Annotated in this window: 19 protein-coding genes and 1 pseudogene; 5 read left to right on the top strand and 15 right to left on the bottom strand. The window is 35.3% G+C overall.

Going from position 1 to position 20,826, the window contains the following annotated elements:
- On the top strand, window positions 1-819 hold an 819-nt coding region (locus AA81_RS09720), incomplete at its 5' end, for an ABC transporter ATP-binding protein (protein WP_103898908.1).
- Between the two features lie 33 nt (window positions 820-852).
- Here AA81_RS09720 and AA81_RS09725 read toward each other — a convergent pair.
- From AA81_RS09725 to AA81_RS09735, 4 genes are read right to left on the bottom strand one after another with little or no spacing between them, the layout of a single operon-like run.
- Window positions 853-1,308, bottom strand: a complete 456-nt coding sequence (locus AA81_RS09725; RefSeq protein WP_103898909.1) for a SoxR reducing system RseC family protein — start codon at window positions 1,306-1,308, stop codon at window positions 853-855.
- Window positions 1,280-2,203 (bottom strand): homoserine kinase, encoded by a 924-nt coding sequence (gene thrB, locus AA81_RS09730; protein WP_103898910.1) that lies wholly within the window; start codon window positions 2,201-2,203, stop codon window positions 1,280-1,282. The genes AA81_RS09725 and thrB overlap by 29 nt, the downstream gene beginning before the upstream one ends.
- A 23-nt stretch (window positions 2,204-2,226) precedes the next feature.
- Window positions 2,227-2,403 (bottom strand): hypothetical protein, encoded by a 177-nt coding sequence (locus AA81_RS14270; protein ID WP_169925163.1) that lies wholly within the window; start codon window positions 2,401-2,403, stop codon window positions 2,227-2,229.
- Window positions 2,400-2,960, bottom strand: a complete 561-nt coding sequence (locus AA81_RS09735) for an RNA polymerase sigma factor (protein ID WP_103077173.1) — start codon at window positions 2,958-2,960, stop codon at window positions 2,400-2,402. The genes AA81_RS14270 and AA81_RS09735 overlap by 4 nt, the downstream gene beginning before the upstream one ends.
- 269 nt (window positions 2,961-3,229) lie before the next feature.
- Here AA81_RS09735 and AA81_RS09740 point away from each other — a divergent pair, with 269 nt between their 5' ends.
- A complete protein-coding gene (locus tag AA81_RS09740) occupies window positions 3,230-4,525 on the top strand; it encodes a Glu/Leu/Phe/Val family dehydrogenase (protein ID WP_103898911.1) in 1,296 nt (431 codons plus the stop codon).
- Window positions 4,526-4,635: 110 nt separating this feature from the next.
- Window positions 4,636-5,076, top strand: a complete 441-nt coding sequence (locus AA81_RS09745) for a hypothetical protein (protein ID WP_103898912.1) — start codon at window positions 4,636-4,638, stop codon at window positions 5,074-5,076.
- On the opposite strand, the gene AA81_RS09750 is transcribed toward AA81_RS09745, so the two are convergent.
- The 11 genes from AA81_RS09750 to pheA form a co-directional block, all read right to left on the bottom strand.
- On the bottom strand, window positions 5,065-6,246 hold the full coding sequence (locus AA81_RS09750) for an aminotransferase-like domain-containing protein (protein ID WP_103898913.1): 1,182 nt from the start codon (window positions 6,244-6,246) through the stop codon (window positions 5,065-5,067). The two genes, AA81_RS09745 and AA81_RS09750, sit on opposite strands and share 12 nt — an antisense overlap.
- 285 nt (window positions 6,247-6,531) lie before the next feature.
- Window positions 6,532-8,112 carry a citramalate synthase gene (gene cimA, locus AA81_RS09755; protein WP_103898914.1) on the bottom strand — a complete coding sequence of 527 codons (1,581 nt, stop codon included), beginning with the start codon at window positions 8,110-8,112 and terminating at the stop codon, window positions 6,532-6,534.
- Window positions 8,113-8,118: 6 nt separating this feature from the next.
- Window positions 8,119-9,168 carry a 3-isopropylmalate dehydrogenase gene (locus AA81_RS09760; protein ID WP_103079279.1) on the bottom strand — a complete coding sequence of 350 codons (1,050 nt, stop codon included), beginning with the start codon at window positions 9,166-9,168 and terminating at the stop codon, window positions 8,119-8,121.
- The gene (gene leuD / locus AA81_RS09765; RefSeq protein ID WP_103898915.1) at window positions 9,169-9,663 is read right to left on the bottom strand and encodes a 3-isopropylmalate dehydratase small subunit; all 495 of its coding nucleotides are present in this window, start codon (window positions 9,661-9,663) and stop codon (window positions 9,169-9,171) included.
- Window positions 9,660-10,919: a 3-isopropylmalate dehydratase large subunit gene (gene leuC, locus AA81_RS09770; protein WP_103898916.1), complete on the bottom strand. Its 1,260-nt coding sequence runs from the start codon at window positions 10,917-10,919 to the stop codon at window positions 9,660-9,662. Before leuC ends, leuD begins: the two co-directional genes overlap by 4 nt.
- Before the next feature lie 25 nt (window positions 10,920-10,944).
- Window positions 10,945-12,477: a 2-isopropylmalate synthase gene (locus AA81_RS09775; protein WP_103898917.1), complete on the bottom strand. Its 1,533-nt coding sequence runs from the start codon at window positions 12,475-12,477 to the stop codon at window positions 10,945-10,947.
- A gap of 31 nt (window positions 12,478-12,508) precedes the next feature.
- Window positions 12,509-13,501: a ketol-acid reductoisomerase gene (ilvC, locus tag AA81_RS09780; protein WP_103079283.1), complete on the bottom strand. Its 993-nt coding sequence runs from the start codon at window positions 13,499-13,501 to the stop codon at window positions 12,509-12,511.
- 20 nt (window positions 13,502-13,521) lie between these two features.
- Window positions 13,522-14,022: an acetolactate synthase small subunit gene (ilvN, locus tag AA81_RS09785; protein WP_103079284.1), complete on the bottom strand. Its 501-nt coding sequence runs from the start codon at window positions 14,020-14,022 to the stop codon at window positions 13,522-13,524.
- A complete protein-coding gene (gene ilvB / locus AA81_RS09790; protein ID WP_103079285.1) occupies window positions 14,019-15,728 on the bottom strand; it encodes a biosynthetic-type acetolactate synthase large subunit in 1,710 nt (569 codons plus the stop codon). Before ilvB ends, ilvN begins: the two co-directional genes overlap by 4 nt.
- 21 nt (window positions 15,729-15,749) lie before the next feature.
- A complete protein-coding gene (gene ilvD / locus AA81_RS09795; protein WP_103079286.1) occupies window positions 15,750-17,420 on the bottom strand; it encodes a dihydroxy-acid dehydratase in 1,671 nt (556 codons plus the stop codon).
- A gap of 54 nt (window positions 17,421-17,474) precedes the next feature.
- Complete coding sequence (gene pheA, locus AA81_RS09800; RefSeq protein WP_169926355.1) at window positions 17,475-18,335, bottom strand: prephenate dehydratase; 861 nt, start codon at window positions 18,333-18,335, stop codon at window positions 17,475-17,477.
- Between the two features lie 324 nt (window positions 18,336-18,659).
- Between pheA and AA81_RS15005 the strand changes: the two are divergent.
- Together AA81_RS15005 and AA81_RS09810 are read left to right on the top strand one after the other, a co-directional pair.
- Window positions 18,660-18,905: pseudogene (locus tag AA81_RS15005) on the top strand (acetylesterase); the annotation flags it as partial.
- A gap of 218 nt (window positions 18,906-19,123) precedes the next feature.
- Complete coding sequence (locus tag AA81_RS09810; RefSeq protein WP_012209389.1) at window positions 19,124-20,509, top strand: sedoheptulokinase; 1,386 nt, start codon at window positions 19,124-19,126, stop codon at window positions 20,507-20,509.
- The last annotated feature ends 317 nt before the right edge of the window (window positions 20,510-20,826 follow it).

Consider the following 20,826-nt stretch of genomic DNA (forward strand, 5'->3'; position numbering starts at 1 on the left):
AAATTAGATAATGAAATAGACAAAAAATACGCACAGTTATATTTTCAAAATGGAGTAAATGAAATAAGAAAAGATTTATTGAGTAATTTGGCTGAAAAAAGACGATCCTTCAGAAAAAATGCCCAAGTCATCTTTCAAGACCCATATTCTTCTTTAAATCCAAGAATGAGAGTTCTGGATATCATAGGGGAAGGTATGAAAGTTAATAAAATGGGTACAGCTTCTGAAATAAGGGATAGAGTTGCCAACTTAATGGAAACCGTGGGATTATCTAAAGATTACGTCTATAGATATCCTCACCAATTTTCTGGTGGGCAAAGACAAAGAATAGGGATAGCACGAGCTTTGGCATTGGACCCAAAATTAATCATTTCTGATGAAGCAGTTTCCGCTTTAGATGTTTCCATTCAATCTCAAATCATAAATTTAATGGTTGACTTGAAAAACGATTACAGTTTAACCTATGTTTTTATAGCTCATGATTTGGCCGTTGTAAAACATATAAGTGATAGAATAGCGGTTATGTATCTAGGAAAGATCGCTGAATTAACAACGAAAAAAGAGCTTTTTGACGAGCCATTGCATCCTTATACGGTTTCTTTGATGTCTGCTATTCCCATTCCAGATCCGGAAGTTAAAAAGAAAAGAGTGGTTTTACAAGGTGATGTACCTAGCCCGCTAAATCCACCCTCAGGTTGTAGGTTTCATCCTCGTTGTCCAATTGCTAAGGATATTTGTAGCAAAGAAGAACCACCACTTAAGGAAATTAAGCCAGGTCATTATGTGGCATGCCACTTTCCTGGAGAGTTTAAAATTTAAAAGCTTGGGTAAAAACCCAAGCTTTTAAATATCTTAAATTTCTCCTTTTTCATGTAATTTTAGATCTATTTTTTTCTCTAACTTTTGTAGTATGACTGGTAAGTATCTGTCTTTTAATTTTTTTTTATCGTACTGATGAATTAAAAAATAAGTAATTCCCAATCCTAAGACACCTGCCAAGAAAGAGAAGATATCTGAAAATCCCAAAGTATAGAGAATGGAAATTATAGACAAGAAAACTATTAAAGGAATCCCATAAGCTAAAAAAGAAAGTTTCACTACTGGAACTTCAGGCATTTCAACAATTACTTTGTCTCCTTTTTTTACATCGACCTCTTCAGTATTTTTGGCTTTTAACTTCAGCTCGTTTGGGCCACCTAATAGGGTACAACCACCTTTCATTGCACAGCTTTCACATTCTTGCGTCCTTGTGGTTCTCAAATACACGTAATTCTCATCTTTATCGATAACATCCATTACTTCCCTCATCGTTTAATACCTCCAATCCTTGATTACATACGTCCAAAACTGTTACTTTATACCTTTGCTCTAAGTGAGAAAGAAATTTGACCATTTCGTTTTCAATATTTTTATAATCTTCATCTAAAATTCCCATGATCGTAGGACCAGAGCCACTCAAAAAACAACCCTTTACACCTATTTTTATCAATTTAGACGTTATTTCTTCCCAGTTAGGGATAAAATCTTTACGATATGGCTGATGGATTTTATCCTTTGTGGCTTCTGATAAGTTTTCAAAATGCGCGGTTACAAGTGAAGCAACGAGAAGACCAACCCTACTTATATTAAACACTGCCTCTTCAACAGGCACATTTTGTGGCAAAAGTAAACGGGCTTTTTTTGTAGAAAAATGAAAATCTGGGATGATAGCTAATAATTTTAACTGAGGTGGTAAATTCATTTTTACATATTTAACTTCGTTTTCTAACAAACAGCCTACTGTCAATCCTCCAACCAATGCTGGTAAAATATTATCCGTATGTCCGTCCATTGTAGCTGCTAAATACATTATCTCTTCTTTCTTCAAGGGATCATTAAGCAGCTTATTGGCAGCTACCAGGCCACCCGCTATACAAGCTGCGCTACTTCCTAAGCCTCTTGCAAGGGGTATATTATTTATAAGATTTATTCGAAGACCTTTCGGATGGAAATCTACTACTTCAAATAGTCGCTTCATCGCTCGATAAACCAAATTATGTTCATTAGTTTCTATATGCATTCGATCCTCAACTGGAACATTTATTTCAAGGCCAAAGTTGATTTCTTCCACTTCTATAATATTGTATAATTGTAAGGCTATCCCTAAACTGTCAAATCCTGGTCCTATGTTCGCTGTAGTAGCTGGAACTTTCACTCTGATCATTTCTTCAGCCCTTTCATTATTAGTTATCTAAAATTAAGTTTACTTTTAACATTGTTGATAACAGAATTTTCGCAGGAAAAGTATGTTTTTATAATGTTCTTATATATATCGATTATTTTCTTGCAGTTTTCATTCAACTCATCTTCTTTGATTTTTCCCTCAAAAAATTCGTTCAACAATTCTTCTTCTTTTTCGTTCATATGAACTTAGCCTCCTCTATCAATTGTCTCAATTTTTTCCTAGCATAATGTAGCTTACTTTTCACCGTTCCCAAAGGGATTTCCATTATATCGGAAATTTCATTGTAACTCAGTCCATCGATATCTCTTAATTTAATCAATAGCCTTTCTTCATCGTCAAGTTTTTCCATTATATTCAAAATCATTTGGTAATCGAGTTCTTCTAAGACTTCATTTTTTACGTTGGTATCGGAAATTGCTTGGATATTATGATTTTGGTCTGTTTCATCTTCAAAATCCACAGAAGTTTCTTTACTTCTTTGATATTTTCGAGAATAATTTTTACCAACGTTGACAGCTATTCTATAAATCCAAGTAGACAACTTGGAACGGCCTTTAAATCCATTTATCCCTTTAATAATTCTTATAAACACTTCTTGAAGTGCATCTTCTATTTCATCATGGTTAACGTAATTTTTTAAAACTCCGTAAATTTTTGGTGCATACTCTTCGTATAATTTTTTAAACGCATCAGGATCATTTTTTTTAAGATCTTCAACGAATTTTTCTTCTGTCAATTTGACTCTCTCCTATAATAAATTGTTCATATTATTATACCATAATTGTCGAGGGGATTCTATGAAAAATTTTTCCTGAAATTTTTTTCATAGTTGACAAAAACTTCGATAATCGTTCCTAAATTAGTATAATCGTTTCTAATCGTCTAAGAACAGATCTCTTTGGATTTGAAACTTTGAGAAAAAAGGGATAAAATATGTATGTAAGACAGAAGTGAAGTTCTATACTTCCTAGAAGGAAACAATAAGAAAAAGGAGGGATTTCAAATATGGAAGAAACAAAGAAGGTAAGTTTGTACGATAACGCAGTTAAACAATTTGATAGAGCTGCTAGAATCATGGAATTGGATAGAAATTTAAGAGAAGTATTAATCAAGCCAAAAAGAGAACTTACCGTTAATTTTCCAGTACGTATGGATGATGGATCAATCAAAGTTTTTACAGGTTACAGAGTACAACACAATGTTTCCAGGGGTCCAGCAAAAGGTGGAATTAGGTACCATCCAGATGTTACATTAGATGAAGTTAAGGCATTAGCCTTCTGGATGACGTGGAAGTCCGCAGTGGTAGACATCCCCTATGGTGGGGCTAAAGGCGGAGTTACAGTGGATCCATTTAAACTTTCAGATTCAGAATTAGAGAAATTATCCCGAAGATTCTTCTCTGAAATTCAAATTATAATAGGTGAAGAAAAAGATATCCCCGCCCCAGATGTAAACACTAATGGTCAAATAATGTCTTGGTATATGGATACATATTCGATGAATATTGGTCATACTACTTTAGGCATAGTTACAGGGAAGCCTTTAGAGATTGGAGGTTCTGAAGGAAGAACAGAAGCCACTGGAAGAGGAGTAAATATATGTATTGAGGAAGCTGTAAAGTATTTGACAGACAAGGGTAAGCTAAATAAAAAAGATGAAGCGATAACTGTTGCCATTCAAGGGTTCGGTAACGTTGGTTCTTACTTGGCTTTGACTCTCACAGAAGAAACTAAATATAGATTGGTTGCAATATCTGATTATAGTGGTGGTTTTTATAAAGAATCCGGTTTCACAGCAGAAGAGATTCGGAGACTAATGGATAGAACTAGAAATAGAAAAGCCTTGTTATTGGATGTTAACGAAGAAGGTTATAAAGAGATAACCAACGAAGAGTTATTGAAATTAGATGTTGATGTTTTTGCCCCTTGTGCTATGGAAAATGCCATTAACGAAGATAATGCAGATGATATAAGAGCAAAACTCATTGTTGAAGGAGCCAACGGTCCATTAACTCCAGAAGCGGACGATATCTTGTTGTCCAAGAATGTCTTCATAGTACCGGATTTCTTGGCAAATGCTGGTGGCGTGACCGTTTCGTACTTCGAATGGGTACAAGGGCTTCAGTGGAATTTTTGGGAACTTGAAGATATTAGAAAAGCCCTTCATAAAAAGATGAAGAATGCCTTTTGTGACGTTGCTCAAACAATGGATAAGTATGAAGTCGATATGCGAACAGCTGCATATGTGAGAGCTATCGAACGTGTGGCAAACGCTACAAAGTTAAGAGGCATTTATCCATGATGACAAAATAACAAAAATTACCCCTTTCTTAACTATTTAGAAAGGGGTAATTTTTTGGTTACTTAAGTCAAGTAAAATAGAATAGGTTTATTTAATAAAGAGGTGGAAAAATGGCTTTTACCTTAATTTCTGTATTTATAAACGCTACGATTGGTTTATTTCTGGTTGATATGTTGTATTGGATTTTTTCACTAATAATTTTAGGTATTGTACTGTACATTTCCTGGAAAAAAAGTACGTATAGTAAATTAGGTAACTTTATTTTGTTAGTAGGGGTTTTATTTTCTTTTTTTGGTTATTTAAATAATTTTGATCCGTCTTATTTTTATTTGTTGATAAACCTTTCTGCCTTTCTAGCTGTTCTTTATACAGCGTTTAACAAAAAAATATTAATTATTCTATCTTGGATGTTGAATGGTTTTTCCTTGGGTTACATCATTGCCGCTTTGAGAAACTTAAATTTGGGCATTGTATTTGGCATAATTATTTTCCTTATAGGATTAAGAGATGTTTTTTTGCCTAAAAAGTTTGACGAACATTTAAATGACTAATTCTTGTATTGTAGAAGCTAACCTTTTTATCCCCTCTTCAATACTTTCTTCATTTGCACAGGAATAATTTAATCTCAAGGTATTTACATTTTTCTTATCAATGTAAAAAGGGTCTCCGGGGACGAAGGCAACCTTTTTTTCAATAGCTTTGTCAATCAACTCAAGAGCCGAGATGTTGTTAGGTAAAGTTACCCAAAGAAACATTCCTCCTTGTGGATTCGTATATTCTACATCTTTGGGGAAATATTTTTTAATACTGTCTATCATTGCATTTTTTTGTGAACCATACCTCATTTTTATGTTCATTATATGTTTGTCTAGGTCGTTCTCTTTCACGAACTGGTATATTATTCTTTGCCCTACATAATTAGAATGGAGATCAGCCCCTTGCTTAGCGGTTACAAGATTTTCCAATACATCTTTGGGAGCAACTACCCAACCCAGCCTAAATCCTGGGGCAACAATTTTTGAGAATGATCCTAAAAGTATCGTTTGTTCAGGTATCAATTTTTTGAATGAAACACTATCTTCCCCTTCAAATCTTAACTCTCCATATGGGTCATCTTCTATAAGGTAAATGTTGTGCCTTTTCAACAAGTCAGCTATCTTTTCTCTATTTTTATTTGTATAAGTAATACCCGAAGGATTTTGAAAATTGGGGACAGTGTAAAGTAATTTTGGTGAAAATTCTTCTAAAACATCTTCTAATTCTTCTAAATCAAGCCCTTCTTGGCATAGTTTTACAGTTTTAAAATTTTTTGTGTATACTGATAATGCTTGTATGGCTCCTAAGTATCCAGGTTCTTCAATTGCAATGAAATCATCTTCATTCAAAAATAATTTACCGAGTAAGTCAAGGGCTTGTTGAGAACCATGAGTTATTAAGACATCATCTTGTGTAATATTTAAATCCTTCTTTTCCATGTACCTATTGGCGATAAATTCTCTTAAAGGTGGATATCCTTCTGTGGAACTGTATTGAAGTATCTCTTTACCGTGATTATCAAACTGGTAAACAGCGGCATTTTTTATCTCGTCTACTGGAAATAAATCAGGATTTGGTAAACCGCCTGCAAATGAAATTATTTCGGGGTCATCAACTACTTTAAGTATCTCTCTTATAAAAGAACGTGGAACGTTTTTCATACGATTAGCGTATATATTTTCCATTTTTTATCTCCTCCTGAGAAATTTTTATAGCCTTTAGAAATCTTAAAACTTAATTTAGCGCTCCTTCGCCAAACATTAAGGGGTAAACCCCTTAAGATCCCCAAATTCGCGTAACATCATTTGCCCAGCAAATGAGAATATGGAAATTGTTTCTAAGGCATTATATAGAACCATTTTGCACAAAGGTCCAAAAAAACATGGTTTGCACACTGCAGCAAACAGGGCTCCGCCCTTCAATCCTTTTAAAATCAAAATCTTATATTTCTGAAGTGTCTGAAAGTTTTGTTAGTTTTCTTTAACAGGGAACAAATTATCTACAAACAAGCCATATTCCACACTGTCTAACAATGCTTTCCAACTGGCTTGAATTATGTTAGTTGAAACACCCACAGTAGTCCAAGTTTTATCGGTGTCTGAAGTTTCTATTAAGACCCGCACCTTTGCAGCGGTTCCAGAAGCACTGTCCAGCACCCTTACTTTGTAATCTATCAATTTCATGTTTTTTAGGGAAGGAAAAAAGTCTTCTAAAGCCTTTCGCAATGCCATATCTAACGCATTCACAGGTCCGTCGCCTTCAGCAACAGCATGGACAGTTTCATCATTTATTTTTAATTTGACAATGGCTTCGGTTCCCGTGCCTTTACCAAAATTGTAATGAAGAATGTTGAAATTCTCCACTTGAAAATTTGGGGCGTAGTCAAAAAATTCTCTTAATACTAAGAGTTTCAAAGAAGCATCTGCACCTTCAAATTGATATCCATCATGCTCATATTCCTTGATCTTCAATGTTAACTTTTTGAACTGTTCTTCAGAAAATTGTGTAATATCAAAGCCCAATTCTTCCAACTTTGATTTCAAATTGCTTTTTCCTGATAACTCAGAAACTAATATCCTTCTAGTGTTTCCAACCCATTCCGGAGATATGTGTTCGTAAGTGAGAGGATTTTTAAGAATGGCGCTAACATGGACACCTCCTTTATGTGTGAATGCGCTTCTTCCCACGTAAGGGATCCTGTTGTCAGGAGTTAAATTAGCAACTTCAAATACGTAATTATAAAGTGAAGTTGTTTTTTCTACATTTATTTTCGGTAATCTAAATCCGTATTTAAACTTCAAGTTAGGTATTATAATGCAAAGGTCTGCATTACCACATCTTTCCCCTAAGCCTCCAACCGTTCCTTGTATTTGTTCAACTCCTTCTTGTAAGGCTGTAAGAGAATTTGCTACAGCTAGACCGGAATCGTTGTGGGCATGAATACCCAAAGGTATTTTTATTCTTTCTTTTACCACTTCTATTGCCTCTCTTATTTTTGAAGGGGTTTGCCCCCCATTTGTGTCACACAAAACAACAATTGAAGCACCGGAGTTTTGCGCAACTTCCAAGGTTTTAAGGGCATATTGTTGATTATGGTTAAAACCATCAAAAAAGTGTTCAGCATCAAAAAAGACTTCTATACCTTTTCTTTTTAAGAAGGTTATCGTATCTTCTATGAGTTTCAGGTTGTCATCAAGAGAAATGCCCAAGGCTTGAGATACATGGAAATCCCAGCTTTTTGCAAATATAGTAACGATTTTTGCCCCAGAAGAAACTAATTTTAAAATATTTGGATCATCTTCTGCTTTTATTCCGTATCTTTTTGTAGAGCTAAATGCAACTATTTCACTGTTTTTGAATGACATATTTTGAACCTTTTTAAAGAACTCTTCATCTTTAGGATTGGATCCCGGCCAACCACCTTCAATGTAGTCTATTCCGTATTCATCTAATTTTTTGGCTATCTTTAATTTATCTTCCACAGTTAAAGAAACATTCTCACCTTGGGTTCCATCTCTTAAAGTGGTATCAAACAATTTAGGTTCTTTCAATTCGGTTCACCCTCTTTTTAAGATTTTAACAATTTCGTCTCCTACTTCACTGGTGCTTAAATTTCCTCCCATGTCTTGAGAAAGTAAGTTTTCTTGGATAGAGATCTTAATTGAATCTTCAATCTTTTCAGCTAAATCTTTTCTTCCGAAATATTCTAACATCATAGCTGCAGCTAAAATAGCAGCTATAGGATTGGCAATACCTTTACCAGCAATATCGGGAGCTGAACCATGAACGGGTTCAAACATAGAAACACTGTTAGGATTAATATTTCCTGAGGCAGCTAACCCCATGCCTCCCTGAAGTTCTGCACCCAAATCTGTGATGATGTCTCCAAACATATTGCAGGTTACTATCACATCAAAAATTTCGGGATTTCGTACCATTTTCATCGTTATAGCATCCACGTAATAATGATCAGTCTGAACTTCTGGATATTCTTTCTTTAACTCTTCAAACACCCTTAACCATAAGCCGTGAGAATAAGTTAGTACGTTACTTTTATCACAGAGTGTTAGTTTCCCCTTGAGATTTTTTGCATACTCGAATGCGTAACGGATGATGCGCTCTACACCTTTTCTAGTTGAAATCATCTCTTGTATCGCTACTTCGTCTTGAGTATCTTTTTTTAAAATTCCACCAATACCTGCATAAAGTCCTTCTGTATTTTCTCTTATTACTGTAAAATTGATCTCATTAACGCCCTTCTTCTTCAAAGGAGAAAACCTGTCGTTTAGTAGTTTTATTGGCCTTAAATTGACGTATTGATCAAAATGAAATCGTAATTTTAATAGTATCCCATGTTCTAATATACCTGATGGTACTCTTGGATCTCCCACTGCACCCAAATATATGGCATCGAAGGTTTCTAATTGTTTCAATAGAGAATCTGGAATTAATTCTCCAGATTTTAGATAGCGTTCGGCTCCAACCTCGAACTCTTCAAATTTAAGATTCAAATTATACTTTTCTCCCATAAAATTTAAGATTTTAAGACCTTCATTGATTACTTCCTTTCCAATTCCATCTCCTGGTAGAACAGCGATCGACGGCATCTATTGAGCGACCTCCTTTTTGATCTTCTCTATCAATCCCCCGGAAGATATTATTTCTTGAAGAAATTTAGGATATTTCTCTGAATAGTATTCTTCATTGTTTTTTAGATCTTTGATGATTCCATTGTCTAAATCTATCTCTATTTCCGAACCATCTTCTATATTATGGGAAGCTTCTTTAGAAATAAGTATAGGTAATCCAATATTGATAGCGTTTCGATAAAAAATCCTTGCAAAGCTTTCTGCTATGACACAAGAAACACCTGCCGCCTTAATCGATAATGGAGCATGCTCACGAGAGCTTCCAGAACCAAAGTTCCTTCCGGCTACTATAATGTCTCCTTTTTTAACTTTTTTTACGAAATCTTTATCTATATCTTCCATACAATGTTGTGCCAATATTTCTGGTTCAGGGTTGTTTAGATATCTAGCTGGTATAATAACATCGGTATCAACGTTGTCACCGTATTTGAAAACTCTCCCTCTGAATTTCACCTTATAACCTCCTCAGGATGGGTAATGTATCCACTAACAGCAGAAGCTGCCGCCACCGCAGGATTGGATAAATAAACTTCACTTTCTGGATGCCCCATCCTTCCAACAAAATTCCTGTTAGTTGTAGAGATTGCTCTTTCACCTTTTGCCAAAACTCCCATATGGCCACCAAGGCAAGGTCCGCACGTTGGTGTACTTACGGCGGCTCCCGCTTCGATGAATATTTCAATTAAGCCTTCTTTTAGTGCCTGCATGTATATATCTTGGGTGCCAGGAAAAATAATACATCTTACATCAGGGTTGATTTTATGTCCCTTAAGCACGTGAGCAGCAATTCTTAAATCTTCTATTCTTCCGTTAGTGCAAGAACCAATTACAGATTGATCTATTTTTATCCCCTTTGCTTCATTAACAGGTTTGGTGTTTTCTGGCAAATGTGGGAAAGCCACCTGTGGTTCAATACTTGATACATCATATTCGATAACTTCTTCATAAGAAGCATCGGGATCGCTACTTACCGGTGTATATTCTCTTACTGCCCTTTCTTTTAAGTACTCTTTGGTTTTTTCATCGTATTCAAATAATCCACATTTTGCCCCTGCTTCTATCGCCATGTTTGCCATAGTCATTCTCGAATCCATAGAAAGATCTTTGATCGTTTCTCCAGTAAACTCAATAGATTTATACAGGGCTCCGTCTACTCCTATATCTCCTATCGTGTAAAGTATCAGATCCTTCCCACTGACCCATGGGTTTAACTTCCCCTTGTATACAATCTTTATACTTTCTGGGACACGAAACCATAAGTAACCGGTAGCCATTGCGGCAGCCATGTCGGTGCTTCCAACACCTGTACCTAAACAGTTAAGTGCCCCATAGGTACACGTATGTGAATCTGCTCCTACAACGATTTCACCTGGTAAGGCTAGTCCTTTTTCAGGTATTAGACAGTGTTCTATTCCCATCTTACCTATCTCAAAATAATTAAGAATATTCATCTCTTTTGCAAAATTTCTTATAAATAAAGCATTTTGCGCAGATTTTATATCTTTATTTGGGGTAAAATGATCTGGAACTATTGCAACCCTTTCATTATCAAATACTTTAGATAAACCTATTTTTCTAAATTCTTTGATGGCAACAGGAGTTGTTACATCGTTCCCAAGCACTAAATCTACTCTTGCATTAACAATCTCTCCAGGTTTAACTTCACTTTTATTTGAATGAGACGCAAGAATCTTCTCTACAATAGTCATTTCTTTACTTCCTCGCTTTATTATTTTATTTTTTTGCTGTTTGGAGTTTTTTAGTCATGTATTTATTCAACGCATTTAGATAGGCCAAAGTACTTGCTTGGGTAATATCTGTTTCAACAGAATGCCCAACGTATACATCTTCTCCAATTTTGAGTTTAACGGTTGTTTCTCCTAAGGCGTCGGTCCCCTCTGTAACGCCTTCTATCTTATACGAAATCAAAGTGATATTTTCTTCTTCAGCGATTTCGTTTATGGCTTTAAATATGGCATCTATTGGTCCGTCTCCACTGCAAGCCGCTTTTTCTATCAAATCTTCTCCTCTTGCTATTTTTATAGTCGCTGTCGGTAGTGTAGTGTTTCCAGTAGTAACGGATAAATATTTGAGTTTGAAATAATCCTCCGTTTTATATAGTTCGTCGTTTATCAATGCTTCAACATCAAGCGGATTTAAATTCTTTTTTTTACTGGCTAGATCTTTGAATTTAATGAATAACTTTTCAAAGGTTTGTTCATCCACGGTGTAACCAGATGATATTAAGAACTCCTTTAAGGCATGTCTTCCCGAATGTTTCCCTAATATTAGTTTATTTGAATTCAACCCTATACTTTCTGCTTTCATTATTTCGTAAGTAGTTCTTTCTTTGATAACACCATCTTGATGAATACCAGATTCATGTGCAAAGGCATTTTTACCTACTATTGCTTTATTAGGTTGAATAACCATTCCAGTAAATTGTGAAACCATGTTGCTTAATTTCAAAATCTTAGTTGTATCCTGCGTTACGACTAAATCTTCAAAATAATCTTTCCTGGTAACTAATGCCATTAAAACTTCTTCTAAGGCGGCGTTTCCTGCCCTTTCTCCTATTCCGTTGACTGCAACCTCCGCCTGATCGGCACCCTCTTTCAGAGCAATAAGTGTGTTAGCAGTTGCCATCCCTAAATCGTTGTGGCAATGTACGCTTAATTCAATCTTTTCTATATTCCTTGTGTTTTCTTTTATCTTCTTAATAAATTCACCAAATTCTTGAGGAATTGCATATCCCACAGTATCAGGCACGTTAATTACCGACGCACCAGCTTCGATGACTTTTTCAAAGAGTTTGTACAAAAACTCTAACTCGCTTCTTGAAGCATCTTCTGCTGAAAATTCAACGTTATTAGTATACTTTGCTGCATACTTCACGGCCTCAACTGCTCTTTCCATAACTTGCTCTTCATTCATTTGCAGCTTATATTTCATGTGAATAGGAGAAGTGGCAATGAACACATGAATTCTTGGTTGTTCTGCTTCCTGAAGTGCTTCCCAAGCACAATCGATATCTTTGTAGTTCGCCCTTGCTAAAGCGGCGATCTCAACATCTCTGATTTTTTGGGCGATGTTTTTCACACTTTCAAAATCACTACTTGAAGAAATAGGAAAACCAGCCTCTATTACATCAACTTTTAACAAGGAAAGCTGTTCGGCTATTGCCAACTTCTCCTCCATTGTCAAACTTACTCCTGGAGATTGTTCGCCATCCCTCAACGTAGTATCAAAAATTTTTATTTTTCTCAAATTTGATCACTCTCCCACTTGCCTATATTTTTTAGCTTTCTATCCAAGGCATCATCGCTCTCAACTTCGCTCCTACTTGTTCCAACAAAGAATTATTATCTTTTTCAGTTAAAGCGTTGAAAACAGGCCTATTGGCTTTGTTTTCTAATATCCAGTCCTTTGCAAAATTCCCATTCTGTATGTTTGCAAGTACCTCTTTCATAGTTTCTTTAACCCTATTATCGATAATTTTGGGCCCAATGGCAAGGTCTCCATATTGTGCAGTGTCACTTATAGAGTATCTCATCTTTTTTAATCCACCTTCATACAAGAGATCAACGATTAATTTAAGTTCATTCAAACATTCAAAATAGGCTATTTCTGGTTGATATCCCGCTTCAACGAGTGTTTCAAAACCTGCCTTGATAAGAGATGTAGTTCCACCACATAAGACCGCTTGTTCTCCAAATAGATCCGTTTCTGTTTCCTCTTTGAAAGTTGTTTTGATGACACCTGCTCGTGTACAACCTATTCCTTTGGCGTAAGATAAACCCAACTCTTTTGCTTTTCCTGAAAAATCTTGGTGAACAGCTAATAATCCTGGAACCCCTTTGCCTTCTAAATACATTCTTCTGACTAAATGACCAGGACTTTTAGGAGCAACCATGAATACATCAATGTTTTTTGGAGGCACAATTTGTCCAAAATGGATATTAAAACCATGAGAAAACCCAAGTGCATTACCCTCGTCTAAGTTGGGTTCTATGTCTTTTTTGTATACCTCACTCTGAACTTCATCAGGGATCAATACTTGAATAATATCTCCTTTTTTAACTGCTTCAGATGTTTCGTATACTTCAAAACCATCTTTTTGGGCAGTTTCTTTGCTTTTACTATCTTTCTTCAAACCTATAATTACTTTTAATCCGCTATCTTTAAGATTTTGTGCCTGAGCATGACCCTGACTTCCATAACCCAAAACCGCAATAGTTTTTCCCTTCAATAAACCTAAGTCTGCATCCTTTTCATAGAATGTTTCCACCATACACTATCACTCCTTAATTTTTATGAATTTGTCAAAACGTTATTGTTCATTTCTCTATCTATAGCTACAATCCCTGTTCTCACAACTTCTTTAATGCCAAAATCCTTCATTATTTCGATAAAGGCATTTATTTTATTTTCATCCCCCGTAATTTCAACTGTTATTGTGTCAAGGGAAAAATCGACAACCTTACCCCTAAAAACGTCGACCACCTGAATAACTTGGCTTCTTTGATTTTTTCCACAATTTACCTTAATTATCGCCATATCCCTCTCTATCATATTGCTTTGATTCAACTCAGTGATCTTTATAACATCTATAAGTTTGTAAAGTTGTTTTTTTACTTGTTCTAATGTATCTGTATTTGCTTCGACAACTATCGTCATTCGCGAATACTCCGGTAATTCAGTTTCACCTACATTTAAACTCAGTATGTTAAAATTTCTCCTACTGAATAGACCAGATATCCTTGCCAAAACTGCAGGTTGATTATTCACCGTTACTGATAAGATGTGTCTCATGCAACCTCCCCCTGTTTTTCCTTTTCTCTCTTTTTCTTTTTTAGTTCCAACATCTCATTGATCGATGCCCCTTCTGGAACCATTGGGAATACGTTCTCATCTTGAGGAATAATGACGTCCAGTAAAACTGGGCCATCATAATTTAGAACCTCTTTCAAAGCCATCTCTACATCGTTTGTTTGATCGATTCTTAACGATTTTATTCCATAAGCCTGAGCCAATTTAACGAAATCAGGATTTTCAAGTATAGTGCCGGAATATCTTTCATCAAAAAATAACTCTTGCCACTGTCTTACCATCCCTAAGGTTCCATTGTTTAAAATGATTATTTTTACTGGGAGCCTGTTGGAACTTATTGTAGCTAACTCCTGGAGATTCATTTGAAAACTTCCGTCACCAGATATGTTGATAACCGTTTTATTGGGATTTCCTACCTGAACACCCATACTGGCTGGTAAACCATATCCCATAGTTCCAAGGCCTCCTGAGGTTATGAATGACCTAGGTTTCGAAAAATGAAAGTATTGGGCTGCCCACATTTGATTTTGGCCAACTTCTGTTACTATTAAAGTATTTTCATCGGTTAACTCATCCAATTTTTCAATCAAGTATTGTGGCTTAATATTGTTATCATCGTATTCGTAGTTAAGCGGAAATCGTCTTTTCCATTCTTTTATTTTTTCTAGCCATTCTTTTCTTTCGATCGCCTTTATCAACGGAATTAATTTATCTAAAACGTTTTTTGCGTTACCAACAATGGGAATATCAACTTTGACATTTTTATTTACTTCAGCTGGATCGATATCTATATGAATGATCTTTGCATATGGAGCAAACGTTTCCAACTTCCCCGTTACCCTGTCATCAAAGCGTACTCCAATTCCTATTATCAAATCTGCTTCAGATATAGCGTAGTTGGCATACATTGTACCGTGCATTCCTAGCATCTTTAGAGAAAGCTCATGATCTTCTGGAAAAGCCCCAAGACCCATAAGAGATGTAACTACTGGTATCCTTCCCTTTATTGCCATATTTGTCAGTTCTTCTGAAGCATTAGAATTTATAACTCCTCCACCGGCAAAGATAACTGGCCTCTGGGATGTATTAATCGCCTCGGCAGCCAATTTTATTTGCATGTAGTTACCTTCGTATGTTGGCTGATATCCTGGGAGATTAACGCTTTGAGGATACATGAAATCAGCGTGAGATTTAAGAACATCCACTGGTAAATCTACCAATACTGGACCTGGTCTACCAGTTCTGGCTATGTAAAAAGCTTCTTTTATAGTTTTAGCTAAATCCTTTACATTTGTTACCATGTAATTGTGCTTGGTTACAGGCAAGGTTATTCCTCTTATGTCTATTTCTTGGAATGAGTCTGTACCTATTAGACTCGTCGGAGCTTGACCTGTAAAAGCTACAACTGGTACGGAATCCATGTACGCAGTAGCTAGTCCGGTAACTAGGTTAGTAGCTCCAGGCCCAGAAGTAGCTATACACACTCCAACTTTCCCCGTACTCCTTGCATAACCGTCTGCAGCATGCGCAGCGCCTTGTTCATGACGTACTAATATATGTTTTATAGGAGCGTCGTAGAGTTCATCATAAAGTGGGATAACCTTCCCTCCTGGATATCCAAATACGACCTCAACCTTTTCCCTCAAAAGAGATTCAACGAATATTCTTGCCCCGGAATGAATCGGCATAAAATCACCTCTCTAATTTTTTTATTCTAAAAACGCCCCTTTATCCGCTGATTGTACAAATCTACTGTACCTATCTAAATACCCATTTGTTTTTGGAAGTATCGGTTTAAAAGTATTCAATCTTGCTTGTAATTCTTCTTCTGATATTTTTAAATTTAGAGTCTTTTCTGGTATGTTTATCGATACCATATCCCCATCCCTTACAACCCCTATTGGACCTCCTGCCGCAGCTTCGGGAGATACATGACCTATGGCAGAGCCGCGTGTTGCTCCTGAGAATCTACCATCGGTGATCAGGGCAACCTTCTTATCCAATCCCATACCAGCTAATGCAGAAGTAGGTGCTAACATCTCTCTCATACCTGGCCCTCCCTTTGGACCTTCGTATAGGATAACTACTACATCTCCTTCTTTAATTTTCCCCCCATAAATAGCTTTGATGGTTTCTTCTTCTTTGTTGAAAACCTTTGCAGGTCCTTCATGTACCAACATCTCATCCGATACAGCTATCTGTTTAACAATTGCCCCGTTGGGAGCTATATTGCCTTTTAACACCGCTAGTCCTCCATCTTTATGGTACGGATTATCTATAGGCCTTATCAATTCATGGTTGACATAACCAACGGTTTTGAGATTTTCACCTAAGGTTTTTCCTGTTACGGTCAAACAGTCTAGATGGAGCAAATTCTTTTTTGACAATTCTTTTAGTACAGCAGGAATACCACCGGCGTAATATAAATCTTCAATGTGATGAATTCCTGCGGGAGTTAAACTACATAGGTGTGGGGTTTTGGAACTAATTTTATTAATAATATCTATGTCGAAATCGATTCCGGCTTCGTGAACGATTGCGGGCAAATGTAAAGCGGTGTTGGTAGAACAACCTAAAGCCATGTCTAGAGTAAAGGCGTTTTCTACAGTTTTTTCGGTGAATATATCCAACGGTTTAATGTCTTTAGCTACTAACTCCATTATTTTTTCTCCACTTTTTGTTGCCAAAGCCCTCCTACTAGAAAAAACTGCCGGAATCGTCCCATTTCCCGGCAGTGCAAGTCCTAAAACCTCTGTTAGGCAATTCATTGAATTGGCAGTAAACATCCCAGCACAAGACCCATACCCAGGACAGGCAGTCATTTCCATTTCACTTAACTCTTCATCAGAAATCTTATTGGCAACTCTCGCACCAACAGCTTCAAACATATCATGTAAATCGATTTTTCTTCCTCTGTAATTCCCCGCAAGCATTGGACCTCCACTTACAACTATCGCAGGAATATTTAACCTCAAAGCGGCCATTAGCATCCCTGGAACGATCTTATCGCAGTTGGGAATAAGGACCAATCCATCGAATTTGTAGGCTCTAGCTACAGATTCTATAGAATCTGCGATCAACTCTCTACTCGGTAATGAATAGTTCATACCGCTGTGTCCCATAGCGATACCATCACAGATTCCTATCGTTGAAAAAGCTAAAGGTAAACCTCCAGCTGCGTATACGCCATTTTTTACACTCTCACATATTTCATTCAAATGTTTATGTCCTGGTATTATATCGTTCGCAGAGTTAGCTATACCTATTATAGGTTTATCGATCTCTTCTTTTGTCAACCCTAAGGCATAAAGCAAAGAACGATGTGGAGCTTTTGATACTCCTTTTTTAATTTCGTCGCTTCTTTGTTTATTATCGCTCATATAATCCTCCCTTTCCATAAAGTTTAAAAATGTTGAAAAAATCCCCGGTAGAATTCATTCCCGTTCTTTCCACTTTGGATAACATCCAAGAATTTTAAAGAAAGAACTCATTTTTTCTAATTTATCTAATGCTGTTATTACATCTTTATCTTCTATATAACCTTCAAAATCTATATAAAAAGAATATTCACCTAATTGCTTTTTGGTTGGCCTCGACTCGATCCTTGTTAGATTGATATTCTTTTCTTTGAAAGTTTTTAACATGTTGTAAAGGACCCCAGGTTTATTGTGTTTTGGAGAGCATATTATCGAGGTTTTGTAATTTTGTTCTGGATCTTCAAACTTTGTAAAGCTATCGGAATTTGCAATCACAAAAAAACGGGTTGAGTTACTTTTTGAGTCTTGAATATCTTTAGCTAAAACTTTTAAATTATAGATATTAACAATATTTTCTGAACCTATAGCGGCACTTTTTGGCACATTTTTTATCATTTCGCAGGCATTTGCGGTACTTGCGGTAAATATAACTTCAGGATTATTCAATCTATTTTTTATAAACTTACCACATTGTCCAATAGCTTGTTGATGAGAAAAAAGCTTTTTAATCTCTGCCAACTCTAAACTTTCATAAGATAGAAGATAATGCTTAATTGGAACAACACACTCTCCCACTACCTGAATATCAGATTTCTCGAATAAAAGATCCATTGTAATATTAACTGAGCCTTCCACGGAATTTTCAATAGGTACAACTCCAAAATCTACTTCTTTACTTTGAACCATTTCAAAAACATCTGAAATAGATTGTAATGGAATCAAAGAAACATTTTCACTAAAATATTTCATCGCGGCAATTTCACTAAAAGTCCCTTTTGGTCCTAAATAACCACATTTTAAAGTCTGATCCTTTTTCAAGACATCTAACTCCTTGAACTCAAAAATATTACGAAAATATTTTCATAATTGTCAAAAAATGAAAAAAATTTCATTTATCCTAATTATTGGTAACTATTTAAGATTAGCGTAAATTATTAGCGATTATACTCTAAAATCTCCTTTTTTGCAAGATTTGAAAAAAATTTCATTGAAGGGCCTTCTAATTCTTTCTTTTATGGGTTTTAGAAATATAGGATTAAAACCGTCCAATTTAATTTAACTAAAAATTTACTCAAAACAAATAAAAATTTTACTTTTCGCTTTCTAAAAAAATTGTACAGGAGGAAATGAAAGGTGGCAAAAATGGTACAATTTAATATAGTGGTTCTACCAGTTGATAAATTAAATTTTTCAATTACATCTTAAATCGCAGATAGTGGCAATAATCCTTTTAAAACACTATATCTTCTTTATGGTGGATTTGGTAATTATACTAGCTGGGTGTCAGAAACAAGCATTCAAAGATTAGCTGAGGGAAGGAACCTGGCTGTTGTGATGCCTTCTGGGAATAATTCTTTTTATCTGGATCAACCAGAATCTGGAAATTTTGGGATACTTATATTGAAAAAGTTCTTGACTGGCTTCCATTGAAAAATTGATCGCCAGCCGTTGAATGTAATTTAATTCAAGGAGAGGAAACTAAAATTACCTTTTAAAAATCATAAAATCGTATTCAATATAACACCATACGAAATAAAACCCTTTAAAGTGTGATTAAAATGAAAAAAATAATTTTTGTAATGGGAATTACTTAGAAGGTGTAAAAAATGAAAGTGTTGGGGATAGATTTTGGGACAACTTCTTACAGTGCATGCTTATACGACAGTAAAAGTAAAGAAATTGCCTTCGCAAATAAACAAAATACAAGTTTAATTTTCGATGGTTTAAAAAGTGAATTTGACATAAAAAAATTAGAAAGTGATTTTGATTCTTTTATAAAATATCTAACTAAAGTTTTTGATTTAAAAGGAACCAAAGCTATTTCGGTCACCGGAAATATGCATAGTTTTTTTCTTGTGAAAGATAACACCCCAATAACAAATATAATTACTTGGCAAGATCAAAGAGCTTTAGAGAAAAATGAAAATGGAATTACATATGTAGATTATATTAATAAAAATTATAAATCGCTATTTTCAAAATTTCAATACTTTCTAAGCCCAGGGTATGCTGTCACAACTTTACTCCCTTTACAAAAATTTCTACGTACTTCGGGGTTTTCTCTCCATTTTGCTCCAGATTTCATTGTAAAAAAGCTCACTGGAGATACTACATACGATTCAATACCTATAGATCCTACTATAGCGCATAGCAGTGGATTTTACGCATTAGAAAACAAAGATTGGAATTGGAAACTAATCAATGCATTGGGATACAGCGAAATTCACCTTCCCAAAATTGCTGAACCTGGAACTTTTGTTGGGAATGTTGGAAAGTACATCCCTCAATTAACTGGTACCCCGATTTTTTTAGGGATGGGTGACAATCAAGCGTCAGTTTTAGGCGCAATTTTTGAAAAGAAACTTGAAACTTCTTACAATAAAATAAATTCGATGGTTATAAGCATAGGAACAAGTGGGCAAATATCTGCTGTAGTTAAGGAAATAAAAAGGATTTCAAAATACATAGATTATCGACCTTTTTTAAATAATTATTATTTATTAGTTGGAGCTAGTTTATCCGCTGGTAAGACTATTGACACTATTAAAGATTTTATAAAAAGCTTTATAAGCTTGGCTTGTAAAAAAAACGTTGAAGACGATTATGTTTACGAATTCATCAAGAATTCAATGTTACCTGTTTCACCTTTAAAATTTCGCACTACATTAAACGGTACACGTTATAATCCTCAATTGAGAGGAGCCATTGATAACATAAGTTTAAACAACTTTACAATTCAGAATCTAGTTACAGCAGCTGCATATGGAATAGTGGAAGAACTCTACAAATATTATAGAGAAATGAATATTGATTATGAAGATATCTTAGGGGTGGGGAATGGTCTACAGAAAAATAAATATTTTATAAGCATCATAAAAAAAGTCTTTAATAAAAATTTTTACCTAAGTAAATTGGAAGAAACTACAAGTTTTGGCGCTGCTGTGTGCGCAATGGAAGGAAAAACGAAAGGGGAGGTCGACATTCAAGGATGAATAAAGAGAAAATTCAAGAACAACTAAAGAAACCGTTGATAATTAAAGAAACAAGGTACACTTACTAATCAAAACGTTGTTCTTTCCACTGATTGTTGAACCCTATCAATTATTCTCAAGAAAAAGAATTTCTTGTCTCAACATCTCAAATCTATTTCTTCCATACATTATCCTCTTAATAACTTTCAATTTATTCACAGAACCATCTGCTAATCTTTCGATGTATAAAATTTCTAACCGCTTGCATATCCCGTTTTAAACTGTTCACAAATTGATCTATCTTTTGAAATAAGTGGTTCTGCTTCTTTGAACAGTAT

Source organism: Petrotoga halophila DSM 16923 (genome assembly GCF_002924615.1).